Raw genomic sequence first — 24,168 nt, 5'->3', positions numbered from 1 at the left:
GGGAAGTCTGGTCGGCATGGCTTTGTCGAACCCGGAAATAAGGATGCCTCCATGACCTCCACCCCGCCTGCACCAACACCGCCCCCGCCCAGCCGGAACACGTTTTTCGGCTCCACCGTCTTCTCCCGCGGCAGCTACGCCGAGGCCCTCCGGATCGGTGAAATCCTCCGCAAGGAAACGGTCGGCGGAGCCCTCCTCGTCATCGCGGCGGTCATCGCCCTCGTCTGGGCCAATTCCCCGGCATCGGAGAGCTACTTTGCCCTCCGCGACTTCACGGTGGGCTACGCGCCGTGGCACCTGGAGCTGAGCCTGGGTGCCTGGGCGGCTGACGGCCTGTTGGCCATTTTCTTCTTCCTGGTGGGCCTGGAACTCAAACGGGAATTTGTGGCCGGCGACCTGCGGCAGATCAGCAAATCGATCGTCCCCGTGGCCGCCGCCGTGGGCGGCGTGGCCGTCCCGGCGGTGATTTACGCCGTCGTCAACCTCGCCAGCCCGGAAACCCTGCGCGGCTGGGCCATCCCCACGGCAACCGACATCGCCTTTGCGGTGGCCGTCCTGGCCATCATCGGCTCCCACCTGCCCAGCGCGCTGCGGATCTTCCTGCTGACGCTGGCCGTGGTGGATGACCTGATTGCCATCACCATCATTGCGTTCTTCTACTCCAGCGACATCCAGCCCACCCCGCTGCTCCTGGCGCTCGTTCCGCTGGCGGCCTATGCGTTCCTCGCGCAAAAGTACCGCCGGTTCTTCGGCCGCCATGCCGCCGCGGCCTGGTTGATCCTGCTGCCGCTGGGGGTACTCACGTGGGCGCTGGTGCATGCTTCGGGTATCCATGCCACTGTGGCCGGTGTGCTGTTGGGCTTCGCGGTGCCGGTGATCAGGTCACAGGCCTCCGGCGGTCCGGAAGCGGGCCCGGGGCTCGCCGAGATCTTCGAACACCGGTTCCGTCCCATTTCCGCGGGCGTCGCGGTCCCGATCTTTGCGTTCTTCTCCGCAGGCGTGCTGGTCGGCGGATGGGGAGGCCTGGTTTCGGCGTTGTCGGACCCGGTGGCGCTGGGCATCATCCTGGGCCTGGTCCTGGGCAAGCCGGTGGGAATCCTTGCCACCACCTGGGTGCTGACCAAAGCCACCAGGGCCAGCCTGGACAGCTCATTCACGTGGATCGACGTGTTCGGCGTGGCGCTGCTGGCAGGCATCGGTTTCACCGTGTCCCTGCTCGTGGCGGAGCTCAGCTTCGGCAACGGCAGCCTGCATGATGACCATGCCAAGGTGGGCATCCTGGCCGCATCATTGATCGCCGCGCTGCTGGCGACGCTGGTGCTGCGAACCCGGAACCGCCAGTACCGGCTCGCCGAAGAACTCGAGAAAGTGGATTCGGACCACGACGGCATCCCGGACGTCTACCAGGAACGGACCTAAGCCGCTGGTCCTGCCGGCTGCCCGGCCGGAACCCCGCTCACGCCGTCGCGAGCGGCTTCGCCTGGGCGGCCGGTGGAACGGCCGTGACCTCCACGTGCCGGATCTCCAGGGCCTCCGGGTCCAGCAGCTTCCGCGCACCGGTCCTGGAATCCAGGATCCAGAAGAGTTCAAGGGCCGGGACGACGTCGGTCACCCGGCCGCTGTGGAAAAGCTTGCCTCGGTGCCAGGCTTCGATCTGGTCCCCGATGCGGAGCTGGGCGGTACGTATTCCTTGTGCCTCCATGAGGGCTGCCTCCTGCTGTTGTATCCCCGTACGCACAGCTTGCCGTGAAGAGGTTGCCGGAGTGTTTCGGCCCGGTGTTTTTTCTGTGTCAGCAGTGGCGGTCGCACCGGTCAGAAGCTTGTTCGTCCATCTGTGCCCCCTAGCTTCAGATGCGCGGACAAGCTTCGGATACGCCGCCGAGCGCGGCCGGGGCCGGAGCTCAGTCCTCCATCGGGAACGCGACTGCTTCGCCGACCACCCGGAGGCACAGTTCCATCCCGGGCCGGGCAATCGAGGCGTTCCAATGCCGGATGGTGATCACTTCGCCGCCGCCGGGGTACCGGTGGTCCGCGTGCTCCGCCACCTCTTGCGGCACGTTGAGCTTGAGCCGCACCGTGGTTTCGGGGCCGAAGTAGTCAGTGTCCACTACCACGCCGCGGATGGGGCCGTCCTCGGCGATGCGGATCTGCTCGGGCCGCAGCATCAACTGGACCTTGCCCTGCGCCGGCGGCCGGCGCACCGGAATGCCGCCCAGCGAGCAGGTGGCCAGCGACCCTTCGAGCCAGGCATCCAGGATGACGGCATCGCCCAGGAACTCGGCGGTGGCCCGGTCGGCGGGACGGGTGTAGACGACGAAGGGGTTGCCGATCTGGGCCAGCTTGCCGCCGCGCATGACCGCCACCTGGTCGGCGAAGGACAACGCTTCGGCCTGGTCGTGGGTGACCAGGATGGTGGTAACCCCGGCCTCGGCCAGGACCTTGGCCACGGCGCGGCGGGTGGCCACGCGGAGGCCCGCATCCAAGGCTGAGAAGGGTTCGTCCAGGAGCATCAGTTCCGGTTCCCGTGCCAGGGCGCGGGCCAGGGCCACGCGCTGCTGCTGGCCGCCGGAGAGCTGGTGCGGGCGGCGCTTGGCCATGGCCGGATCCAGGGACACCATGTCCAGGAGCTCCGCCACCCGGGCCGCGACAGCCCGCCGGCCGCCCTCCAGCTTGGCCGGATCCAGGCCAAAGGCAACGTTCTGGCCCACGGTAAGGTGCGGGAAGAGCGCGCCGTCCTGGGCCACGTAGCCGATCTGGCGTTTGTGCGCCGGGAGCCACGCGCCGTCGCCTGCCACGGTGGTGCCGTTGAGCGAGATGGTGCCGGTGTCCGGGTGTTCAAAACCGGCGATGAGGCGCAGCAGCGTGGTCTTGCCGGAGCCGGACGGACCCACGATGGCGGTGGTCCCGCCCTTGGCCACGGACAGGTTGACGCCCCTCAGGACCGCCTGGGATCCGAAGTTCTTGGTGACGTCCGTGATCTGGAGGTGGCTGTTGGTGGTTGCCGCCACGGAGGGGGAGACCCGTGGTTCGGGCAGCCGACGGGTGGATGGTGCTGTCACTGTCCGGCTACTTTCTTGGACTGTTGGAAGAGGAGGTAGGTCATGGGGGCGGAAAGCAGGATCATCAGCAGGGCATAGGGCGCGGCTCCGGCGTAGTCGATTTCGCTGCTCTTGCTCCAGAACTCGGTGGCCAGGGTCTTGGTGCCGTTGGGGGACAGCAGCAAGGTGGCGGTGAGCTCGTTGGCGATGGCCAGGAAAACCAGGGCCGCGCCGCCGGCAGCGGCCGGGGCGGTCAGCCGCAGTGTGACGCGGATGAAGGCCAGCAGCGGCGGCTTGCCCAGCGCCTGCGCGGCCTCGTCAAGCTCCTTGGGAGCCTGCGCCAGCCCGGCCCGGAGGTTCACCAGGGCCCGGGGCAGGAACAGCAGGACGTACGCTGCCACCAGCACGCCGGCTGTTTGGTAGATGCCCGGCATCACGCGGATGCTGACGGTGACGAACGCCAGGGCCACCACGATGCCGGGCATCGAGCTGGTGACGTAGTTGGACAGTTCCAGTGACTTGCTGAACCAGCCGGGCCTGCGGACCGCGAGGTACGCCATGGGGAACGCGACCACGATGGTGGCGGCAGCGCCGGCCAGGCCGTATCCGAACGTGGCCAGCAGGGCGGGGAGGAATTCGGCGGCGGTCCAGACGTCCGCGCCGCCGGCCACGATCCATTTCAGTACGTAGTACAGCGGGAGGCCGAACGCCAGTGCCGTCAGCGCCAGCAGGAAGGCCTGGGACGGGATCTGGTAGGCATGCAGCGGGAGGCGGAGTGCCCGTGCCTGCGCCCCCGAGCCGATCCTCGCGTACCGGGCGGTGCCGCGGCTGCGGACTTCGGCCATCAGCAGCAGCAGGCAGAAGAACACCAGCACGCTGGCCAGCATGTTGCCCGCGGCCCCGTTGAAGGTGGAACGGTATTGGGTCATGATCGCGGTGGTGAAGGTATCGAACCGGATCATGGCGAAGGCGCCGTATTCGGCGAGCAGGTGCAGCCCTACCAGGAGGCCGCCGCCCGTCAGGGCGATCCGCAGCTGGGGAAGCACCACCCGGAAGAAGGCCCGCCAGGCGCCCAGTCCCAGTGCGGCGGCGGACTGCTCGATGGCAGGGTCCAGCCGGCTCAGCGTGGCGGCCGCCGGAATGTACACCAGCGGGAAGTAGGACAGGGTGGAGATCAGGATTCCTGAGCCCAGGCCGCCGAGCGAGGGGATGGCCGAAACCCAGGCGTAGCTGTTCACGAATGCCGGGATGGCCAGGGGAGCGGCCAGCAGGACAGCCCAGATCCGCCGGCCGCGGAGGTTGGTCCGTTCCACCAGCCATGCCCCCGCCACGCCAAGCAGCAGGCACAGCGGGACGGTGGCGGCCATCAGGAGCAGGGTGTTGGCCAGCAGTTCGCCCACCCGGGGGCGCAGGATCAGGGCGACGGCGGTGTCCCACCCGGTTGCCACCGTCATGTAGACCACGTATCCCAGCGGGACGAGGGAGAAGAGGGCGATCAGCACCGCCAGGACGGACACCGCGGAAACGCCGAAAGGCGGGCGGGGGCTGTTGCCCCGGCCCGCCGTCGTCGTGCCCCGCCTGGCGGGAGCCGATAGATCGGTGGTCACGGAATTAGAGGAGTCCGGCCTGGGTCATCAGATCGCTGACCTTCTGGGAGTTGAGCTTTGCGGCGTCAACCTTGGGCGCCTGCAGGTCCTTGATGGGCACCAGTTTGTCGTTGGCGGGCACATCGGAGCCAATGGCGTATTCGAACGACGTTCCGTTCTTCAGGACTTCCTGTCCCTTCTTGCCGGTGATGAACTTCAGGAACGCCTGCGCAGCTGCAGCATTCTTGGAGGACTTGAGCACGCCGCCGCCGGAGACGGAAAGGAACGCGCCCGGGTCCTCGTTCTTGAAGTAGTACGGCGTGACGTTGCTGGAGTTCTCGCCGGTCTTGGCCTGGTCGCCATAGTAGTAGTAGTGGTAGATCAGCGCGGCGTCCACTTCGCCGGCGTTGACCGCCTTCATGGCCGTGCTGTTCCCCTTGTAGGCCTTGGAGTTGTCCTTCATGGCCTTGAGCCAGTCTTCGGTGGCGCCTTCACCCTTGAGTTCCAGCAGCGCGGAGACGATGGCCTGGAAGTCGGCGCCGGTGGGCGAAGCGGCCCAGCGGCCCTTCCACTCCGGCTTGGCCAGGTCCAGCATGGACTTGGGCAGCTGGTCCTCGGTGAGCTTGGTCTTGTTGTACACCAGGACGGTGGACCGGGCGGCGATGCCCGTCCACTTGCCGGTGGACGGCGCGAACTCGGCGGGAACCTGGGCCAGGGTGTCCTTGTTGACGTCGGCGAACAGGCCGGCGTTCTCCACCTGCGTCATGGCGGGGGAGTTTTCGGTGAGGAACACGTCCGCGGGGGACGCCTGGCCTTCCTGGATGATCTGGTTGGACATTTCGGTGTCGTCGCCCTGGCGGAGGGTCACCTTGATGCCGGTTTCCGCCGTGAAGGCGTCCACCCATTCCTTGGTCAGGCTCTCGTGCTGGGCGTTGTAGACAGTGATCTCGCCGGAGGGGGCGCCGTTGGAAGCGGAGCTGTCACCGGCGGGCGTGCCACCGCCGCAGGCGGTCAGGCCGAGAGCTGCGGTGGCGGCGAGTGCGATGCCTGCCAGCGCGCTGTTGCGGATCTTCATTGAGGCTGCTTTCGTGGGGAAAAGTCTGCGTGAACCTAAGTCTTTACGGGCACCGGGAGGCGGTGCCTATGTTCAAAAACTGTAGGGTAGGCAAACCTAAGCTCCAAGCCGGAAAGCGCTTTAAGTGACGAGGTTCACATCAATTACGCAAACATGGCGTGACGTAATTAGCCTCGAAGGTCCCGCCGGTACCCCGGCGGCCCGCTAGGCGATGCCCGTGGTGCCCAGGAGGCTGCCCACCGCAAACGTGAAGGCCATGGCGAGTGCGCCGCCCACCACGAGCCGCAGGGTTGCCTTGCGCTTGGAGCTTCCGCCAATCCTGGCGCTGACGGTGCCGGTCAAGGCGAGCGCCAGGATCACGGCGACGAACGTGACCGGGATGCGCGCCTGCTCCGGCGGGAAAATGATGGCCAGCATCGGCAGTACGGCGCCCACCGTGAAGGCGATCGCGGAGGCGAACGCGGCATGCCAGGGGCTTACCACCTCCTCCTCGTCGATGTTCAGTTCGGCGGACAGGTGCGCCTTCAACGCGTCCTTCGCCGTCAGCTCCTCGGCGACGGTCCGGGCCGTGGCTTCGCTGAGCCCCTTGGCCTGGTAGATCTCCGCGAGCTCGGCCAGCTCGCCGTCGGGATCGTCCCGGAGCTCTTGGCGTTCCTTTTCGATCAATGCCCGCTGGCTGTCGCTCTGGCTGCTGACGGACACGTATTCGCCAAGGGCCATGGACACGGCGCCGCCCACCACGGCGGCCGTTCCCGCCACCAGGATCGGGGCGAGGTCGTTGGTCACGCCCGCGACGCCCACTACGGTTGCCGCGACGGAGACGATACCGTCGTTGGCGCCCAGGACACCGGCCCGCAGCCAGTTCAGGCGGGCGGCCACGCTGCTGTCGTGGGGTTCGTTGTGGCTGAGCTTCACGGTTTCAGACATGCTGGCAGTTAACCACCGCCCGGTTCCGTTTACCACAAAGGTTTGCATCCCCTAACCGGCCCGGAAACGCCGGGCGTCAGTAGGTGGTGGCATTCGGCAGAATCAGGGGCGGCAGCGGGGCCTGGGTGAAGTCGAAGGACTTGGCGAGGTCGCCCAGCTGCGGGTTGTTTTCACGGACGTCGGGCCGTGCGTCGGGCCGTCCGTCCGTGGCAGGATCGATCCGTTCGCCGCCCAGGAAGTCGTCCTCAATGAATTTGAAGTAGGCGTCGTGGCTCAGCACCTGGTGGTCGATGTAGCCCTTCCGGGCGTACGGGCTGATCACCAGGCCGGGCACGCGCAGGCCGTAGCCGTTGTTGTCCACCACCGGCGGGTTTTCGTGGTCGTAGAACCCGCCCCAGTCGTCCCAGGTGAGGAAGATGGCGGTGCTGTCCCAGTCCGGACCGCTCATCACCGCGTTAATGAGGCCGGCCACGTAGGCCTGCCCGGTGCTGATCTTGGCGGGGGCGTGTTCGCTGACCTTGTCGGTGGGTGCCACCCAGGTGACCGCCGGCAGGGTGCCCTGCCGGGCGGCGTCGTAGAACCCGCCCAGGGGTTTGATGTTGCCTTGCTCGCCGTCTTCCTTGACGGTGTCGAAGTACAGCAGCGGGTTCCACAGGCCGGGGGTCTTGGCGTCCTGCTTGACGGGGTCGCAGGTGGCGGCGTCGTTCCGGCAGTCCGGTTCGGTGCCGTTGAAGACGTAGTAGGCCCAGGACACCTGGTGCTTGTGGAGCAGGAAGGTCAGGTCCGTCCAGGCGTAGTCGGGCAGTTCCAGTTTCTTGGCGGCGTCGGTGAGCTTCTTCTTCAGGTCATCGGACACCGGGGCGGCGTCCACGGCTGCCTGGCAGACGGCGTAGGAATCGGTGGGCTGGCAGCTGGTTCCGATCAGCTGGTCGATCTGGGCAGCGAGGCCCGGATCGATCCCCGCCGCTTCCAGGGCCTCACGGCAGGGGTCCAGGTCCATGCCGGCCTGGCATTTGCCGATCAGGGTGTCCTTGATGATTTGCGGCTCGGGTTCGGGGTCCGGGTCCTGCAGGGCGTTCACGCACGACGACGGGTCCCCGGCTTTGCTGCATTTCGCCGACCATTCCGAGACCAGGTAGAGGTGGGCGGGCAGGCTCCAGGACGCCGCCGAGGCGAACAGGTGGTCCTCGAGGGTGAAATTCTGCGCGTAGGCCCAGTAGTTGGGCAGGTCCCGCCCGTCGTGGTAGCCCATCACGTCGGTGGGCATGGTGGTGCTGTACGTGCACTTGGTGCTGGCGGCGCTGCAGCCGGAGAGCCCCTTCTCCGCCTGGGCTACGAACCCGTCCATGGCGCCGCCGTTGATGTCCCCGGTGGCGTCGGCGTGGCTGTGCGGACCGCCGGCGTTGCTGTCCGCGGAGTTGTAGAAGGGGGCGATGCAGCCGCCATTTGCCGGATCCGGGAGGCACACGGCGGGCTTTCCGTCCTTCATGGGGATGCCGTCTGCGCCGGGGTAGGTCCCGAAGTAGCTGTCGAAGGACCTGTTTTCCTGGGTGATGATCACCACGTGCTTGATCTTGGAGATCCCGGCGTCCGCAGAGGCGCCCTGGCCGGCGGCAGCGCCCGCGCCCGCATCCTGGGCCGGGGCGGAGGAGGGCGTGGTGGGTGCCGGCGGGCCGGCGCGCAACGCGTTGGGAAGGACGACGGCGAGAACCACCAGGACCGCCAGCGCAACGAGGTCTGCCAGGACTGTCCGGCGTCGGCCGTTCCATGGAAGCTTCACCTAGGACTCCTTCCGGAATACGTCGTCGCCAAAGGTGGCGACCCCGGGATCGCCGGCCAGCCCCAGCCGGGGGAGGAAGAAGAAGTCCTCGATGCTGGCCAGCAGGCTGTAGTGGTTGTAGGCCCGGTCCGAGGACGTGCCCGCGTTGCTGAACGGCGAGAGCACCAGCGCGCCCACCTTGCCCCCCGCGGCGCCGCCGGCCGGGCTTGCCGTGTCTGATTCAGGCGGACCGGACGAGTCGCCCTCGGCCTCGTCGAAGGTGATCACCAGCATCCCGTCCTGCTTGTAGGCCGGTGAGGACAGGATGGCCGGCACCTGCTCCTTCAACCATCCGTCCACCGCTTCCAGGCCGCCGGTGGTGCCGTCGGCACACGTGGCGTCATGGCCGTCGTGGCACAGGTTGGGTGTGATGTAGGACAGGGTGGGCGTGGTGTCCACGGACTTCAGGTCGCCCGCGAGCGCTGCGAAGTTGACCACGTTCCTGGCACAGTCCGGTGAGGAGGTGATGGAGCGGAAGTACACAAAGGGGTTGTGGTGCGTGGAGTACTGGCTCTCCGGGCTGGCCTTGATGTGGTTGTCAGGCTCGCCCAGCGGCGGGTGTTCGCATGGCTCCTGCATGTCCTCCATGTAGCCCCTCCACGTCTTGCCCTGGGCGGCCAGTTGCCCGGCCAAGGTTTGGGTGTCCTGGGGGTAGACGCAGCCGTCGCCTTGAAGGGTGCCTTCCGAGTCGGTGCCGGTGGCGTTGAACTCGGTGTAGGTGTGGCAGTCGGCCATGGTGCTGTCGTTGGGCCGCTGGCCTGATATCTGGGCCAGGTAGTTGGGCAGTGAATTGTGGGCGATGCCGTAGTAGTTCTTGAGCAGGACGCCCTTCTTGCGGAGCGTTCCGGAGAGGTAGGGCGCGGGGGAATGGTCACCCCATGCGGAGTCGTATCCTTTGTTTTCCAAGTTGATGACGAACACGTGGCCGGGCGTTTGGATGTGGCTTGCAGGGTCCTTGGTGGCGCTGGGCCTGGGTGCCGGGGTGCCTGCCGTGCTGCTGGACACAGACGGGGCAGGCGTGGGCGCGGGGCCATTCGGAGTGCATGCCGCCAAGGTGGGCAGCAGGAGGGCCGGAAGCAGGAGCAGGCCGGGGGCCCGGCGTCGGGCCGCCCCGGTGTGGCGCTCAGTGCTGTTTTTCACGCCCGGCCTCACTTGTTCGTCGCTGCGGGCCTGCCGGCCGGGCTGCGTGGCAGCCCGGCCGGCAGGTATCGGCTCCCCAGCGTTGCGGACACTCTTGCATACCGCGGCCCGGATTTGCACGGGCACTTCCTGTGAGTTCGCAGTGAATCTGTCCGGGTTGCGTCCTCAGCCCACTTTCCGGCGGTAAATGGCTGCAGCGGCCGCGTACGCCACGGCGAGGATCCCGGCCAGCCAGGCAAGCGCCGTCCAGATCCCGGTGCCCACGGGTTCCTGCGCGAGCAGCGCACGGAGGGTGTCCACGATCGGAGTCACCGGCTGGTTCTCGGCAAACCAGGCGACCGGGCCGGGCATGGTGGCCGTGGGAACGAACGCCGAACTGATGAACGGCAGGAAAATCAGCGGGTAACTCATGCCGCTGGCGCCATCCACCGTCTTGGCGGTCAGGCCGGCAACGACCGCCAGCCAGGTCAGGGCCAGGGTGAACAGGACCAGGATTCCGGCGACGGCGAGCCACGCTGCCAAGGATGCGCCGCTGCGGAACCCCATGAGGACCGCAACGCCGATCACGATGGCGATCGCCGCGAGGTTGGCGGCCAGCGACGTGAGGACATGGGCCCACAGGATGCTGGGCCTGGCGATCGGCATGGATCCGAGCCTTTCGACGATCCCGCCCTTGACGTCCAGGAACAGCCGGTAGGCGGTGTAGGCCACGCCCGAGGCGACGGTGATCAGGAGGATGCCGGGCAGGAGGTAGTTCACATAGGAGCCTCCTGAGCCGGTGGTGATGGCGCCGCCGAACACGTAGACGAACAGCAGCATCATGGCCACGGGCGTCACCGCGGTGGTGATGATGGTGTCCGGGCTGCGCAGGATGTGCCGCAGCGAGCGGCCGGTCAGAACGCCGGTATCCCGCAAGGCGTGGGTGCTCATCGGTGGTCCTTTCCTTGCGCCGAGGCGCCGCTGGCACGGCTGTCCGGGGCGGAACCCACCAGGGACAGGAAGACGTCCTCGAGCGAAGGCTGTTTCTCCACGTATTCCACCGTGGCAGCAGGCAGGAGTTGCTTGAGTTCGGCCAGCGTCCCGTTTTGGATGATGACGCCTTGGTGCAGGATGGCGATGCGGTCCGCGAGTTGTTCTGCCTCATCGAGGTACTGGGTGGTGAGCAGCACGGTGGTGCCTTGGCCCGCGAGGTGCCGGATGGTCCGCCATACCTCGTTGCGTGCCTGCGGATCCAGCCCGGTGGTGGGTTCGTCGAGGAAGAGGACACTGGGGTTTCCGATCAGGCTCATGGCAATGTCCAGGCGCCGCCGCATCCCGCCGGAGTAGGTGCCTGCCCTGCGGTGTGCGGCCTCGGCCAGGTCGAACCGGTCCAGCAGGGCGCCGGCAACCGCGTCCGGGCTGGCCAGGTGGCGCAGCCGGGCCACCAGCACCAGGTTTTCCCGGCCCGTGAGGACGTCGTCCACAGCTGTGAACTGGCCGGTGAGGCTGATGGATTCCCGGACGTGCGCGGGTTCCGTGCCGGTGTCGAAACCGTTCACCGTGGCCGTGCCGGCATCCGGCTTCAGCAGGGTGGACAGGATCTTCACCAGCGTGGTTTTTCCGGCGCCGTTGGATCCGAGCAGCGCAAAGATGCTTCCCGGCGTCACGTCAAAGTCGACGCCCCGCAGCACGTGCAGGTCCTTGAACGACTTTTCGATGCCCTGGACCCGGATGGCGGGTTGCAGGGCCTGGTCTGTGGTCACGGCTGGTCCTTCCGGTGTGGGATCTCTCAGGCTTCGCCGGAAGCGGCCTGGTTGATGGTGTCGGTGAGGCGCTTGCGCTCCTTGTTGATCCACTGGCCGTCCGAGTAGTTGCTGATGAAGGTTTCGGCAAACTCCACGGGGTCATCGCCAACGATGTCGCGGATCGGGGTTCCGTCCGCTGCGGCCCCCTCGATGAGGTCGGCCAGGTCCTCGAGCATCTGCATGAGGATGTCGCCTTTGACGATGGCACCCGCATACGTGAAGTAGCGTTCCAGAGCGTCGATGGTGGTCCGGTAGCTGCCGGGCAGCTGTTCTTTGCGGGCCTTGTATTGGCGCCAGCGCTTCTTGTCGTCGAAGGATCCGGTGACTTTTTCGAGCCATCCCTGCGTCATGGTCATTCTCCTTTTTCCTGCTGGTGGTTGGTGTGGTGGAGCTGCTCGATCCGTTCGGCGAGGAAGCTCCAGGAAGTCCAGAACTCGTCCAGGTAACCGCTGCCGGAGGCGTTCAGCGAATAGACCTTCCGGGGAGGTCCTTTTTCCGAGGGGACTTTGGCGACGTCCACCAGGCCGCGCTGTTCGATGCGGACCAGCAGTGCGTAGACCGTGCCCTCGACGATGTCCGAAAAGCCCTGTTCACGCAGCCGGGCGGTGATTTCGTAGCCGTATGCCGGCTGGACGGCCAGGAGCGCCAGGACAATGCCCTCCAGCGTGCCCTTGAGCATTTCGGTCATTTGCTTGCCCATGGAATCCCCTTGGTACCTAGTGTTGCTGACTACTAGTAGATAGTAACACTGAGTAGTCGGCGCGCAACCCCCTGGGCAGGTCTTTCTGCCCTATTGGGTGCATGAGCGCAGGCGTTGACTTGAACCATGGGCAGCAGAGGCCCATAGGGCGGAGACGTACTGGCGTACCGCCCACACCAGAAAGGAAAGATCAGTGAAAAAGTGGTATCGGTGGCAGGACTATGTAGCGGCTGCCGCTGGACTCTTCACCGCCGTGGCGGTCTTGTTTACGCAGCAGCAAAACATGTCCACCACCCTCATGCTCGTCTTCGGCGGGCTCCTGGTGGTCAGCGGCATCATCAACCTGGCCATGCCCGGAACACCGGTCATGGAATACGCCCAGGCTGTCATTGCCGCAGTCTTGATCCTCTCGCCGTGGCTGGGGTCCTACACGGGCGCGACGGGCGCAGCGTGGACGTCGTGGATTGCGGGGGCAGTGGCGCTGGTGGTCACCGCGGTGGCCATCAAGCCGAGCACGGATGCCCAGCACAACCTGCGCATCTCGCACTAGACAGGGGAGCATCCGCCATGACTGAAGTGATGCGGTATGAGGTGGGATCCGGGACCGTGCTCGTTGAGGCTGCCGACAACAGCTATGGGGTGGACCACCCCGCGCGCAACGAGCAGGGGATCCTGGACACCGGCAGGAGGCTGGAAGATGCACTCGCCAGCGTCCGACCGGCGGCCCACGCCGCACTTGAGGCCATGGCGGAGCTGTACCCGGAACAGATCGAAATCGAATTTGGCGTGAATCTGGCGGGAGACGCGGGGGCGATGATAGCCAGGAGCAGTTCCGAGGCCCATTTCGTCCTCCGGATGTCCTGGACCCCCGCGGCCGGGGCGATCCTCCCCGCGGAAGAACTCCCACATGGCGGGTGAGCGTGATGGTTGCATTCCTGAACAGGGCCGACGCCGGGCGGCGCCTGGGCAAGCGGCTCACCGGACTCCGGGGACAGAACGTGGTGGTGCTGGGCCTGCCCCGAGGCGGCGTGCCCGTGGCGTTCGAGGTCGCCAAGGCCCTCGAGGCGCCACTGGACGTGATCGTGGTCCGGAAACTGGGCGTCCCGTTCCAGCCTGAGGTGGCCATGGGAGCCATCGGGGAGGGCAACGTCCGGGTCTTGGATCCACGCACCATCTCCATGGCCCGCGTCTCCCAGGAGGACCTGCAGCAGGTGGAACGGCGGGAGCGCACCCTGCTGGAGAGCAGGGTGGCACGGTTCCGGCAGGGGCGCCCCAGGCTCGACCTCACCGGCCGCACCGCGGTGATCGTGGACGACGGCATCGCCACCGGCTCCACTGCCAAGGCCGCCTGCCAGGTGGCGCGGCACCTGGGAGCCGCGAAAGTCATCCTTGCCGTGCCCGTGGCCCCTGCCCGGGCCATCGTGGAGCTCAAGGAACCGGACGACGTCGTCTGCCTGCTCTCGCCCCAGGACTTCCAGGCCGTGGGCTACTACTACCACGACTTTTCCCCCACCGAGGATGGCGAGGTGGTGCAGTTGCTGGATGCAGCCGCATCCCCGCCGTCCCATGGCGGCGTCGAAGGGAGCGACGGAAGCCTGGTGGACGAGGTCGAGATCCCGGACGGGATGGCCGTGCTGCGGGGCAGCCTCTACCTGCCGGCCGTGTGCGACGGCACGGTGATCTTCGCCCACGGCAGCGGCAGCAGCCGGCACAGCCCGCGCAACCGTTTCGTGGCCTCCGTCCTGCACGGGGCGGGCCTGGGCACCTTGCTCCTGGACCTGCTGACCCCCGAGGAGGAAGTCAACCGTGCCAATGTCTTCGATATCGCGCTCCTGGCCCGGCGCCTCTCAGCCGCCACCCACTGGCTGGAGGTGCGGCATGACGGCTCGGCCGGACGGATCGGCTACTTCGGCGCGAGCACCGGTGCCGGAGCAGCGCTGTGGGCCGCTGCCGAGCCCGGCGCCGAAGTTGCCGCCGTCGTGTCCCGGGGCGGACGGCCTGACCTTGCCGGCCCGCGGCTCGACGCCGTCAGGGCCCCCACCCTCCTGATCGTTGGAAGTGCCGACTCCCAGGTCCTCGCACTCAACCGCCAGGCAATGGCACGCATGCAGGCGCCCACCCGGCTCGAGATCGTCCCGGGGGCCACCCACCTGTTCGAGGAGCCCGGAACCCTGGCATTGGCCGCGAACCTGGCTGCCGGCTGGTTCCACCACTACCTGCTGCCGTCACCGGTGGGCCGTACCGTACCGGAGGCCAGGGAATGACCGCCGACGCAGGCCGGCCGCTGGAACGCGAGCCGGAACATGCGGCGGAGGCCGCAGAAATCCGCCGGCTCGCGCACCCCCTGGCCACCGCCGACGGGCTTGAACCGTTGGTCCGCCTCGCAGCTCCCGCCCGATTCGTGTGCCTGGGCGAGGCGTCCCACGGCACCCAGGAGTACTACCACTGGCGGGCGCTTCTCAGCCGCCGGCTGATCGAAGAATACGGCTTCACCTGGGTTGGCGTGGAAGGCGACTGGCCCGACTGCTGGCGCATCAACCGTTGGGTCAGGGGAGAATCCGGGCAGGACCTCGATGCGCGGCGGTTGCTGGCCGGTTTTGAACGCTGGCCCACCTGGATGTGGGCCAACCATGAGGTTGCCGACTTCCTGACGTGGCTGCGTGAGTGGAACCTCCGGCTCCCCGCAGACCAGCGGACGGGCTTCTACGGCCTGGATGTCTACTCCCTGTGGGACTCCCTGCGGGAGATCTTCGCATGGCTGGACAACAACGCCCCGGATGCCCTGCCGGCTGCCTTGCGGGCCTGGCATTGCTTCATTCCCTTCCGGGAGGATCCCCAGCGCTACGCCGTGGGGAACCGCCTGGTTCCGCAGTCCTGCGAAGCGGACGTGGTGGCATTGCTGGCTGAAGTCCGGCGGCGCGCACTTGGCCGGATGCAGGACGATCCCGCCGCTTTTGACGCATTCCAGAACGCCGTCGTCGCTGCCAACGCCGAGCATTACTACCGGACCATGGTGCGCGGCGACCAGCAGTCCTGGAATATCCGCGACCTTCACATGAGCGACACCGCCGACCGCATCGCACGCCACCACGGGCCCGCATCCAAGGGGCTGGTGTGGGCGCACAACACGCATGTGGGCGACGCCCGGGCTACGGATATGGCGCATGGCGGGATGGTCAACGTCGGACAGCTGCTCCGCCAACGCCACGCGGGACAGGTGGTGCTGGCGGGGTTTGCGTCCTACTCAGGGTCCGTCACGGCGGCCGAGTCGTGGGGCTCTCCGGAGCGGGTGATGGACGTTCCGGCCGCTGTGCCGGGCAGTCACGAGGACCTGCTGAACGAGGTGCTGGGGGAACGGTCCCTGCTGGTGTTCGGGGCAGACCGGACCGGTCCCTGGCTGGCGGCCTGGCGCGGGCACCGGGCCATAGGTGTTGTTTACAACCCGCGGCGGGAATGGGGCAACTACGTGCCCACCCGGATGGGGGATCGCTACGACGCGTTGTTCTGGCATCCACGGACTGAAGCGCTGCGCCCGCTGCACCATGAGGACCAGCCCGGCGAACCTGAGCTCGAGACCGAACCCAGCGGGTTCTAGGCCAAACCAAAGGAGCATGATGGACCAGCCGAGCACCGCGGCCTCCGACGTCCAGGGTTCCACGCGCTGGCCCGCCATCATCAAGGACGTGGCTGCCTTCCCGGTGCCGCCCAACATGCCGGACTACGACGCCGCCCGGCGCGACTTCAGCTGGGACCAAGCCCGGCAGGCACTGGCCGGGCTGCCCGGGGGCCGGGGGCTGAACATCGCCTACGAGGCCGTTGACCGCCACGTGGCCGAAGGCCGCGGCGGCAAGGAAGCCCTGCGCTTCATCAGGGCCGACGGCGGCACCCGGTCCCTTGGCTACGGTGACCTTGCGGAGCAGTCCGGCAGGTTCGCGGCAGTGCTCCGGACCCTGGGGGTGGGGCGCGGTGAGCGGGTCTTCTCCCTCCTGGGCCGCAGCCCGGAGCTGTATGCCGCGGTGCTGGGAACCTTCAAGAACGGCAGCGTCTTCTGCCCGCTCTTCTCCGCGTTCGGCCCCGAACCGGTCAGGCAGCGGCTGCACCTCGGTGCCGGACGGGCACTGGTCACCACCAGGGCTTTGTACCGCAAGAAGGTGGCACCGGTGCGGGACAGCCTTCCCGAACTCCGCCACATCCTGCTGGCGGACGCGGACGGCACCCCCGACCCCGGGACCCTTGACCTGGCCGAACTCCTGTCCCGGGGGGACCCGATCGGGGAGGTCGCAGGCACCCAGCCGGAGGACATGGCCCTGCTGCACTTCACCAGCGGCACCACCGGCACGCCCAAGGGCGCCATCCACGTCCATGGCGCCGTGGCCGCCCATTACGCCACCGGCCGCTTCGCCCTGGACCTGCACCCGCAGGACGTCTACTGGTGCACCGCCGATCCCGGCTGGGTGACCGGCATGTCCTACGGCATCATCGCGCCGCTGGTGCACGGCGTCACCGCCATCGTGGACGAGGAGGAGCTGGACGCCGACCGCTGGTACCGGATCCTTGCGGACCAGCACGTCAGCGTCTGGTACACCGCCCCCACGGCACTGCGGATGCTCATGAAGGCCGGGGCCGAACGGGCAGCCGGGCATGACCTTTCGGCGCTGCGCTTCGTCGCCAGCGTGGGGGAGCCGCTGAACCCCGAGGCGGTGGTGTGGGGCCAGGAGGTCCTGGGCCTGCCGGTGCACGACAACTGGTGGCAGACCGAGACCGGCGGGATCATGATCGCCAACTATCCCGCCATGGACGTCCGCCCCGGGTCCATGGGCCGGCCGCTCCCCGGCATCGAGGCTGCGCTCGTGGCACGGGACGCCAACGGTAAAGCGGTCATTACCGACGGCCAGGCGGTCCTGGTCACGGAACCGGACACCATGGGTGAGCTGGCGCTGCGCCCCGGGTGGCCATCCATGTTCCGTGGCTACCTCAACGAGGAGGAGCGGTACCGGCGGTGCTTCGCCGGCGGCTGGTATCTCACCGGCGACCTGGCGAAACGGGACGCCGACGGCTACTTCTGGTTCGTCGGCCGTGGCGACGACGTCATCAAGTCCTCAGGCCACCTGATCGGCCCGTTCGAGGTGGAAAGCTGCCTGATGGAGCACCCTGCGGTGGCCGAAGCCGGGGTGATCGGAGTACCGGACCCCGTGGCCGGCGAGGTGGTCAAGGCCTTCGTGGAACTCAAGCCGGGCAACCAGCCCAGCGAGGACCTGCAACTGGAGATCATCGGCTTCGCCCGGAAACGGCTGGGCGCCGCCGTCGCACCCCGGCTGCTCGACTTCACCAGCACGCTGCCCAAGACCCGGAGCGGAAAGATCCTGCGCCGGCTCCTGAAAGCCCGCGAGCTGGGACTGCCCGAAGGCGACACCTCAACCCTGGAGGCCCCGGCCGGACCTGCGCCGGGCCTCGGCAAGGAGCAGCCATGAGCACCCTGCGGAATCAGGCCATCCGCGACCAGGAACACGCCCTGCACCTGTTGCGGCAGATGCTGCGGGTCCGCCGGCTCGAAGAAAAATGCATTGAGCTGTATAGCGCGGCCAAGATCCGCGGTTTCCTGCACGTGTACATCGGCGAGGAAGCCGTGGCCGCCGGGGTGATGGAAACGCTGGCACCGGACGACGCGGTGGTGGCCACCTACCGGGAGCACGGCCACGCCCTGCTCCGCGGCGTCTCCGCCGGTGCCATCCTCGCCGAAATGTACGGCCACGCCGAGGGCTGCTGCCGCGGCCGCGGCGGTTCCATGCACCTCTTCGACGCCGACGCGCGCTTCTACGGCGGAAACGCGATCGTGGCCGGTGGCCTGCCGCTTGCCGTCGGCCTGGCGCTCGCGGACCGGATGGCCGGGCGCCAGCGCGTGACCGCCTGCTTCTTCGGCGAAGGCGCCGTGGCCGAAGGCGAGTTCCACGAAAGCATGAACCTGGCCGCACTGTGGCAGCTCCCGGTGCTGTTCTGCTGCGAGAACAACCTCTACGCCATGGGCACCGCGCTGGGCCGTTCCGAATCCCAGACGGACATCGCGCTCAAGGCCGCCGGGTACGAAATCTCCGCGTGGGCCGTGGACGGGATGGACGTGCTCGCCGTCGAGGAAGCTGCCCGGCGGGCGGTGGATGCCGTCCGGTCCGGCGGCGGACCGCACTTCCTGGAACTGCGCACCTACCGCTTCCGCGCCCACTCCATGTTCGATCCGGAGCTGTACCGGGAGAAAACGGAGGTGTCCCGCTGGATGGAACGGGACCCGATCAGCCTGTTGCAGGGAACCATGCAGGCCGCGGGCCAGCTGCCGGAGGAGACCTGGGCGGCGCTGGCGGCGGACGTGGACGCCGAGATCAGCACCGCGGTCGGGTTCGCCGAGAACGGCACGCCGGAACCGGTGTCCGAACTCATGCGGTTTGTGTACAGCGACCCGCCGGAGGCCGGCAGCGGCGTTGCCACCGCCGGCGGCGGCGCCGGGAAAGAAGGGGCGGCAGGATGAAAACCACGTACCGGGAAGCGATGCGGGCGGCCCTCCGTGACGCGATGCAGCGCGACGAGCGGGTGTTCCTCATGGGCGAGGACGTGGGCAGGTACGGCGGCAGCTTCGCCGTGAGCCTGGGGCTGCTGGAGGAGTTCGGGCCCGAACGGATCCGTGACACGCCGCTGTCCGAGTCCGGGTTCGTCGGGGCGGGGATCGGTGCGGCGCTGGGCGGGATGCGGCCCGTCGTCGAAATCATGACAGTGAACTTCAGCCTGCTGGCGCTGGACCAGATCATCAACAACGCCGCCACGTTGCTGCACATGTCCGGCGGCCAGTTCAACGTGCCCATCGTCATCCGGATGACCACCGGCGCCGGGCGGCAGCTCGGTGCCCAGCACTCGCACAGCCTGGAAGGCTGGTACGCGCACATTCCCGGGCTGCGCATCCTGGCCCCCGCCACTTTGGCCGACGCCCGGGGCATGCTCTGGACCGCGCTGCAGGACCCGGACCCGGTGCTGTTCTTCGAGCACGGCTCGCTGTACAACGTGGCCGGCGAGCTCGACGACGACGCCGGCGCCGTGGACATCGACAAGGCGGCGGTGGTGCGCCACGGGGACGGACTGACGCTTATCACCTACGGCGGCACGCTGCCGATGGTGCTGGAGGCCGCGGACCTGCTGGCCGCCGAAGGCATCGAGGCCGACGTGATCGACCTCCGGACGCTCCGGCCGCTGGATGCGCCCACCATCATGGACAGCGTGGCCCGGACCCACCGGGCTGTGGTGGTGGACGAGGGCTGGCGCAGCGGCAGCCTCTCGGCGGAGATTGCCGCCAGGATCTGCGAGCAGGCCTTCTTCGACCTGGACGCCCCGGTGGAACGGGTGTGCAGCCTGGAGGTGCCCGTCCCGTACGCCAAGCACCTGGAACAGGCAGCCCTGCCGTCGGTGGAGCGGGTCATGGCGGCCGCCCGGAGGGCCGTGGGGACCCATGGCTGAATTCCGGATGCCGTCCCTGGGCGCAGACATGGAGCACGGCAAGGTGGTGGAGTGGCTGGTCAAACCGGGTGACTACGTCCACAAGGGGGACCTCGTGGCGGCCGTGGATACGGACAAGACCGTGATGGACATCGAGTCTTTTGAGGACGGCGTGGTCGCCGAGTTCCTGGTGGACATCGGCGACACCGTGCAGGTGGGGACCCCCATCGCCCGGATCACGGCCACCCCCGCCGAACTCCCGCCGCCACCCGCGCCCCAACCCCCGCTCACTTCCGGCAGCATTCCCCCCGACGCCCGCTCACCTTTGACAGCAAAAGAGGCAACGCCCGCTCACCCGGGTGCCACGGGCGGCCGCCCGGAACCCGGCGCCAAGGTTCCGCCGCCGGTCCGGCACCTGGCGCACACGCTGGGGGTCGACGTCGGACGCCTCAGCGGGAGCGGAGCCGGCGGAGAGGTGACCCGGGCCGACGTCGAACGCGCCGCTGCGGCGTCCGGCACCCGGGCGCCGGAGCCGGCAACAGCACCCGAAGCGCACCGCGTGCGGTCCTCGCCGCTGGCCCGGCGGCTGGCGGCGGAACTAGGGGTGGACCTGCCGGCCGTCACGGGCACGGGCCCGGGCGGTGCCGTCACTGAGGAGGACGTGCTCGCCGCCGTCCCGCCCCGGGGGCTGCCGGCCAGGGAACCCGGCGCGGACAAGCCGGCGGAAGCGCCGCCGTCGGAAGCCCGCCCGCCGGCGCCCGCGCAGCCAACGGCACCTGGGAACGCACCGGAAAAGGCGCTGCCCGCAGCACCCCGGCAGGAGCGGGCTGCGGCTGGCAGCAAGGCGGAGAGCCTGCGGCAGGCAATCGGCGCGCTGATGTCCCGGTCCAAGAAGGAAATCCCGCACTACTACCTCGCCACCACCCTGGATCTTGCGGCGGCCATGGCGTGGATGCAGGCGGCCAACCAGCAGCGGCCCGTCACCGCCCGCCTGGTGCCCTCCGCCCTGCTGCTCAAGGCCACCGCCCTCGCGGCGAAAGAGGTGCCGGACATGAACGGCTTCTTCACCAGGGGCGCGTTCCAGCCCAGCAGCGCGGTGCACCTGGGCGTCGCGGTGGCCCTGCGGCATGGCGGGATCGTGGCCCCGGCCGTGCACGACGCAGACACCCTGACGCTGGACGACCTCATGGAGCAGCTGCGCGGCCTGGTCAGCCGGGCCAGGGCCGGCCGGCTGCAGCGCGCGGAGATGGCCGACCCCACCATCACAGTGACCAACCTTGGCGACCTCGGCGTCGAAAGCGTCTACGGCGTGATCTATCCGCCGCAGGTGGCCATGGTGGGTTTCGGCAAGGTCCTCGAACAGCCGTGGGCGCACAACGGGATGCTCGGGATCCGGCACGCCGCCACCGCCACCCTGTCCGCGGACCACCGGGTCAGCGACGGGCTGCGCGGCGGCCGCTTCCTGGCCAGGATCGACGAACTCCTGCAAACGCCGGAGGACCTGTGAGCCGGACCCGTGTGACCGAGGAGGAACCGTGAACCAAGAGGACGCGCGCCGGGCCGTGGAGGCGGCGATCGGCAAAGTAGCGCCCGACGTCGAACCCGCGGACCTGGACGGCACCGCCAGGCTGCGCCAGGACCTGGAACTGGACTCGCTGGATTTCCTCCGCCTGGTGGAGGTCATCGCCGAGTCCACGGGCGTGGATATCCCGGAGGCCGACTACCCTGCGGTGGCTACGGTGGGCGGGCTGGTGGAGTACCTGGCCGGGCACGGATAAAGGGGCTATCCCGCCGCGTGGTCGTTCCCGCGCATCCGCGCCGCAACCACCAGGCCCGAGAGTGCGGTGAGCACCGCGACGGCGGCGATGGCCGCGGGGATGCCGTAGAGGTCCGCGAGCACTCCGGAGAGCAGGGCACCCACGGCGAATCCGGCGTCGCGCCACAGCCGGTACACGCCCACTGAACGGGCGCGCCACCCCGGGTGGGCGACGTCGCCGATGGCTGCCAGCAGTGTTGGGTAGACCATGGCGGTACCGAGGCCCAGCACGACGGCGGCGGCGAGCCATGGTGCGAAGGCGTGCGCGGAGGCAATGACCGCCAGGGCGCCGGCTTGGACCAGCATGCCCGCGGCGATGAACCACTTGCGTCCCCAGCGGTCCGAGGCGGCTCCGGTCACCAGTTGGGCGGCGCCCCAGGCCGCCGGGTAGGCGGCGGCCAGGATGCCGATCTGGCCCAGGCCAAGCCCGGCGCCGGCGAACAGGACAGGGAAGAGGCCCCACGCCAGGCCGTCGTTGAGGTTGTTCACCAGCCCGGCCTGGCTGGCCGCGGAGAGAGAGCGGTCCGTGAAGCTGGTGAGGGTGAACACCTGGCCGGTGGTGAGGCCGGCATGGGCGGTATTCCGTCCTGTGGCATGCTGCGCGGCCTCGGTCCGGGCATGGTGGTGGGTTTCGCGGACGGCCAGGACCGTGAGGCCCAGACCCAGGGCGATGTACGCCGCTCCCAGCAGGAACGGGGCCGGGCGCAGGCCGTGGGCGGTGGCGAGGTAGCCGGTGGCCAGGGCCGTCACGGCGACCCCGAGATAGCCCGCGGCCTCGTTGAAGCCCATGGCCAGGCCGCGCTGCTTAGGACCCACGAGGTCCATTTTCATGATCACGGCGGTGGACCAGGTGAGGCCCTGGCTGACGCCGAGCAGCACGTTGGCCGCCACGATCCAGCCCCAGGACGGAGCGAGCATGAGCATCAGCGGGACGGGGACCGCGGCCAGCCAGCCGGCGATGAGGACCGGCTTCCGGCCGTACCGGTCCGAGAGGGTTCCGGCGAAATAGTTCATGGCGGCCTTGGACAGGCCGAAGGCGAGGATGTAGGTCAGTGCGCCCGTGTACAGGTCGAGGTGGAATTCCCGGGCGGCAAGCAGGGGAAGGACGGTGCGCTCCTGGCCCAAGGTGCCGCCCACCAGTGCGTTCACGGCCACCAGCAGCATGAACTGGGCCAGGTTCTGCCGCAGGCCCGGCACCGCCGGGGTGGATCCGCTGGTGCTGCGGAGGGTGGTGCCCTGCATGGTGGCTCCGTTCTGGTGGCTCCGTTCTGGGGAGGCGAAAGGTGGCCCGGACGCGCGGGGGACGCGTCCGGGCCGGGCCCGGGCAGGAGGGGGGTCCTGCCCGGGCGGTCTGGGGGGAATTGCCTGCTCAGGCTGCGGGGACGCTGTTCCGCCGGGCGTTCCAGGCGGCGTAGCTGCCGTCGAGTTCGAAGACGTCGTACCCGGCACGGCGCAGGGCGCTGGCGGCCACGGAGTTGCGCACGCCGGACTGGCAGTAGGACACGATGGTGCCGCCGGCGGGCAGCTCATCCAGGTGCCACATCACGCGGCCGCCGCTGAGCTGGTGGGAGCCGGGGATGTGTCCTGCCTTGTGCTCGGTCTTGTTGCGGACGTCCAGGACCATGGCCGCTTCGAAACCCTCGAGTTCCTCAGGCTGGATCAGGCTCGGCGTGAAGGTGGGCAACCCCTTGATGTCGGTGAGGTAGCCGGCCACGTTGTCGATGCCCACGCGGACCAGATGGTCCCACAGGTCCTGGGCCTGTTCCTGGTCTTTGGCCAGGAGCACCAGCGGGTTCGTGTCCGTTTCCGGGTTGACCACCCAGGCGCCGTAGCTGGCAACGGACTTGCCGGCCGGTACGTTCAGGGACCGGACCACCGTGCCCTGGTGGACTTCGCTGCTGGAGCGGGTGTCGATGAAGGTCAGGGTATCCCCGGCCAGGCCCTTGGCGACGGTGTCCGTGTCCAGTTCCTGCAGCGGGGCGCGTTCGCCCATGACGGCGGGGCCTTCCCGGTTTTCGCGCTTCATGCGGGCGAAGTAGGCGTGGGCGTCGGGCTGGCCGTCGAGCAGTTCGTTGATGAAGCCCTGTTCGTCGTTGGTGGCCAGGTAGGGGCCCCACCAGGCGTACAGGCGTTCGTAGCCCACCGTGGAGGAAGGGATGGCGCCCAGGGCCTTGCCGCAGGCGCTGCCGGCGCCGTGGCCCGGGTGGACCTGGACGTAGTCCGGCAGGGCAAGGAATTTGTCGCGGAGGCTGGCGAACAGCTGCTTGGCGCCCTCGAAGCGGGTGTCGATGCCGCCGGCGGCCTCATCCAGCAGGTCCGGCCGGCCCAAATCGCCGGAGAACACGAAGTCTCCGGAGAGCAGGTAGCCGGGCTTGTCGCTGAACGCGCCGTCGGTGACCAGGAAGGACAGGTGCTCCGGGGTGTGGCCGGGGGTGTGGACGGCCTTGATGGTGATGTTGCCCAAGGCGATGGTGTCGCCGTCGTGCAGCCGTTCGCCGTCGAACCCGTACTGCCAGTCGGGTCCGCCCTCGCCGGAGACGTAGATCTTCGCGCCGGTGGCGGCGGCCAGTTCGCGCGTGCCGGAGAGGTAGTCGGCGTGGATGTGGGTCTCGGTGACGGCCACGATTTTCATGCCGTTCTTGGCGGCAAGGTCCCTGTAGACGGCGATGTCCCGGCGGCCGTCCACCACGATTGCCTCGCCCTTGGCCTGGCAGCCGATCAGGTAGCTGGCCTGGGCCAGGTCTTCGTCATATATGCGCTCGATAAGCATGTGGTTCTCTCCTTCGGTGAAAGGGGATTGGGGGATGTTC

The 24,168-nt window shown here is 68.3% G+C and carries 23 protein-coding genes; 10 read left to right on the top strand and 13 right to left on the bottom strand.

Going from position 1 to position 24,168, the window contains the following annotated elements; translation table 11 throughout:
- Positions 1-51 precede the first annotated feature (51 nt).
- The gene (gene nhaA / locus DFO47_RS02390; RefSeq protein ID WP_133830543.1) at positions 52-1,419 is read left to right on the top strand and encodes a Na+/H+ antiporter NhaA; all 1,368 of its coding nucleotides are present in this window, start codon (positions 52-54) and stop codon (positions 1,417-1,419) included.
- 37 nt (positions 1,420-1,456) lie between these two features.
- Here nhaA and DFO47_RS02385 read toward each other — a convergent pair whose 3' ends face one another.
- The 11 genes from DFO47_RS02385 to DFO47_RS02335 form a co-directional block, all read right to left on the bottom strand.
- On the bottom strand, positions 1,457-1,702 hold the full coding sequence (locus DFO47_RS02385; protein WP_018761703.1) for a hypothetical protein: 246 nt from the start codon (positions 1,700-1,702) through the stop codon (positions 1,457-1,459).
- 199 nt (positions 1,703-1,901) lie between these two features.
- On the bottom strand, positions 1,902-3,059 hold the full coding sequence (locus DFO47_RS02380) for an ABC transporter ATP-binding protein (RefSeq protein WP_018761702.1): 1,158 nt from the start codon (positions 3,057-3,059) through the stop codon (positions 1,902-1,904).
- The gene (locus tag DFO47_RS02375; RefSeq protein ID WP_208294355.1) at positions 3,056-4,645 is read right to left on the bottom strand and encodes an iron ABC transporter permease; all 1,590 of its coding nucleotides are present in this window, start codon (positions 4,643-4,645) and stop codon (positions 3,056-3,058) included. The genes DFO47_RS02380 and DFO47_RS02375 overlap by 4 nt, the downstream gene beginning before the upstream one ends.
- A gap of 4 nt (positions 4,646-4,649) precedes the next feature.
- Positions 4,650-5,699: an iron ABC transporter substrate-binding protein gene (locus tag DFO47_RS02370; RefSeq protein WP_018761700.1), complete on the bottom strand. Its 1,050-nt coding sequence runs from the start codon at positions 5,697-5,699 to the stop codon at positions 4,650-4,652.
- Between the two features lie 204 nt (positions 5,700-5,903).
- On the bottom strand, positions 5,904-6,626 hold the full coding sequence (locus DFO47_RS02365) for a VIT family protein (protein ID WP_018761699.1): 723 nt from the start codon (positions 6,624-6,626) through the stop codon (positions 5,904-5,906).
- Between the two features lie 76 nt (positions 6,627-6,702).
- On the bottom strand, positions 6,703-8,406 hold the full coding sequence (locus DFO47_RS02360; RefSeq protein WP_133830542.1) for an alkaline phosphatase family protein: 1,704 nt from the start codon (positions 8,404-8,406) through the stop codon (positions 6,703-6,705).
- On the bottom strand, positions 8,407-9,585 hold the full coding sequence (locus DFO47_RS02355) for an alkaline phosphatase family protein (protein WP_243835304.1): 1,179 nt from the start codon (positions 9,583-9,585) through the stop codon (positions 8,407-8,409).
- A 165-nt stretch (positions 9,586-9,750) separates the two neighbouring features.
- Positions 9,751-10,515 (bottom strand): ABC transporter permease, encoded by a 765-nt coding sequence (locus DFO47_RS02350; RefSeq protein WP_109045248.1) that lies wholly within the window; start codon positions 10,513-10,515, stop codon positions 9,751-9,753.
- On the bottom strand, positions 10,512-11,327 hold the full coding sequence (locus DFO47_RS02345) for an ATP-binding cassette domain-containing protein (RefSeq protein WP_133830540.1): 816 nt from the start codon (positions 11,325-11,327) through the stop codon (positions 10,512-10,514). Before DFO47_RS02345 ends, DFO47_RS02350 begins: the two co-directional genes overlap by 4 nt.
- A 26-nt stretch (positions 11,328-11,353) precedes the next feature.
- The gene (locus tag DFO47_RS02340) at positions 11,354-11,719 is read right to left on the bottom strand and encodes a DUF1048 domain-containing protein (protein WP_165838007.1); all 366 of its coding nucleotides are present in this window, start codon (positions 11,717-11,719) and stop codon (positions 11,354-11,356) included.
- A 2-nt stretch (positions 11,720-11,721) separates the two neighbouring features.
- The gene (locus DFO47_RS02335) at positions 11,722-12,069 is read right to left on the bottom strand and encodes a PadR family transcriptional regulator (protein ID WP_133830539.1); all 348 of its coding nucleotides are present in this window, start codon (positions 12,067-12,069) and stop codon (positions 11,722-11,724) included.
- 193 nt (positions 12,070-12,262) lie between these two features.
- On the opposite strand from DFO47_RS02335, the gene DFO47_RS02330 reads away from it, so the two are divergent.
- The 9 genes from DFO47_RS02330 to DFO47_RS02290 are packed head-to-tail and all read left to right on the top strand — an operon-like array spanning position 12,263 to position 21,320.
- Positions 12,263-12,619: an SPW repeat protein gene (locus tag DFO47_RS02330; protein WP_109045252.1), complete on the top strand. Its 357-nt coding sequence runs from the start codon at positions 12,263-12,265 to the stop codon at positions 12,617-12,619.
- Between the two features lie 17 nt (positions 12,620-12,636).
- Positions 12,637-12,987 carry a CU044_2847 family protein gene (locus DFO47_RS02325; protein ID WP_133830538.1) on the top strand — a complete coding sequence of 117 codons (351 nt, stop codon included), beginning with the start codon at positions 12,637-12,639 and terminating at the stop codon, positions 12,985-12,987.
- 5 nt (positions 12,988-12,992) lie between these two features.
- Complete coding sequence (locus tag DFO47_RS02320; protein WP_133830666.1) at positions 12,993-14,333, top strand: phosphoribosyltransferase; 1,341 nt, start codon at positions 12,993-12,995, stop codon at positions 14,331-14,333.
- Positions 14,330-15,664, top strand: a complete 1,335-nt coding sequence (locus DFO47_RS02315; RefSeq protein WP_133830537.1) for an erythromycin esterase family protein — start codon at positions 14,330-14,332, stop codon at positions 15,662-15,664. The genes DFO47_RS02320 and DFO47_RS02315 overlap by 4 nt, the downstream gene beginning before the upstream one ends.
- A gap of 19 nt (positions 15,665-15,683) precedes the next feature.
- On the top strand, positions 15,684-17,540 hold the full coding sequence (gene acsA / locus DFO47_RS02310; RefSeq protein ID WP_133830665.1) for an acetate--CoA ligase: 1,857 nt from the start codon (positions 15,684-15,686) through the stop codon (positions 17,538-17,540).
- Entirely contained in the window at positions 17,537-18,586 is a 1,050-nt protein-coding gene (pdhA, locus tag DFO47_RS02305; protein ID WP_133830536.1) for a pyruvate dehydrogenase (acetyl-transferring) E1 component subunit alpha, read from the top strand. The genes acsA and pdhA overlap by 4 nt, the downstream gene beginning before the upstream one ends.
- Complete coding sequence (locus tag DFO47_RS02300; protein ID WP_133830535.1) at positions 18,583-19,563, top strand: alpha-ketoacid dehydrogenase subunit beta; 981 nt, start codon at positions 18,583-18,585, stop codon at positions 19,561-19,563. Before pdhA ends, DFO47_RS02300 begins: the two co-directional genes overlap by 4 nt.
- Positions 19,556-21,049 carry a dihydrolipoamide acetyltransferase family protein gene (locus DFO47_RS02295; RefSeq protein WP_133830534.1) on the top strand — a complete coding sequence of 498 codons (1,494 nt, stop codon included), beginning with the start codon at positions 19,556-19,558 and terminating at the stop codon, positions 21,047-21,049. The genes DFO47_RS02300 and DFO47_RS02295 overlap by 8 nt, the downstream gene beginning before the upstream one ends.
- Before the next feature lie 28 nt (positions 21,050-21,077).
- Positions 21,078-21,320, top strand: coding sequence for a phosphopantetheine-binding protein (locus DFO47_RS02290; RefSeq protein ID WP_133830533.1), 243 nt, complete (start codon positions 21,078-21,080; stop codon positions 21,318-21,320).
- Between the two features lie 5 nt (positions 21,321-21,325).
- On the opposite strand, the gene DFO47_RS02285 is transcribed toward DFO47_RS02290, so the two are convergent.
- Both DFO47_RS02285 and DFO47_RS02280 read right to left on the bottom strand, forming a co-directional pair.
- On the bottom strand, positions 21,326-22,600 hold the full coding sequence (locus DFO47_RS02285) for an MFS transporter (RefSeq protein ID WP_133830532.1): 1,275 nt from the start codon (positions 22,598-22,600) through the stop codon (positions 21,326-21,328).
- Between the two features lie 127 nt (positions 22,601-22,727).
- Positions 22,728-24,128, bottom strand: a complete 1,401-nt coding sequence (locus DFO47_RS02280; protein WP_133830531.1) for an MBL fold metallo-hydrolase — start codon at positions 24,126-24,128, stop codon at positions 22,728-22,730.
- Between the last annotated feature and the right edge of the window lie 40 nt (positions 24,129-24,168).

It is taken from the genome of Arthrobacter sp. AG258 (genome assembly GCF_004364695.1).
Taxonomy (GTDB): Bacteria; Actinomycetota; Actinomycetes; order Actinomycetales; family Micrococcaceae; genus Arthrobacter.
Note: the sequence above shows the minus strand (reverse complement) of the source record. Positions and strands in the feature narration are given on the sequence as shown.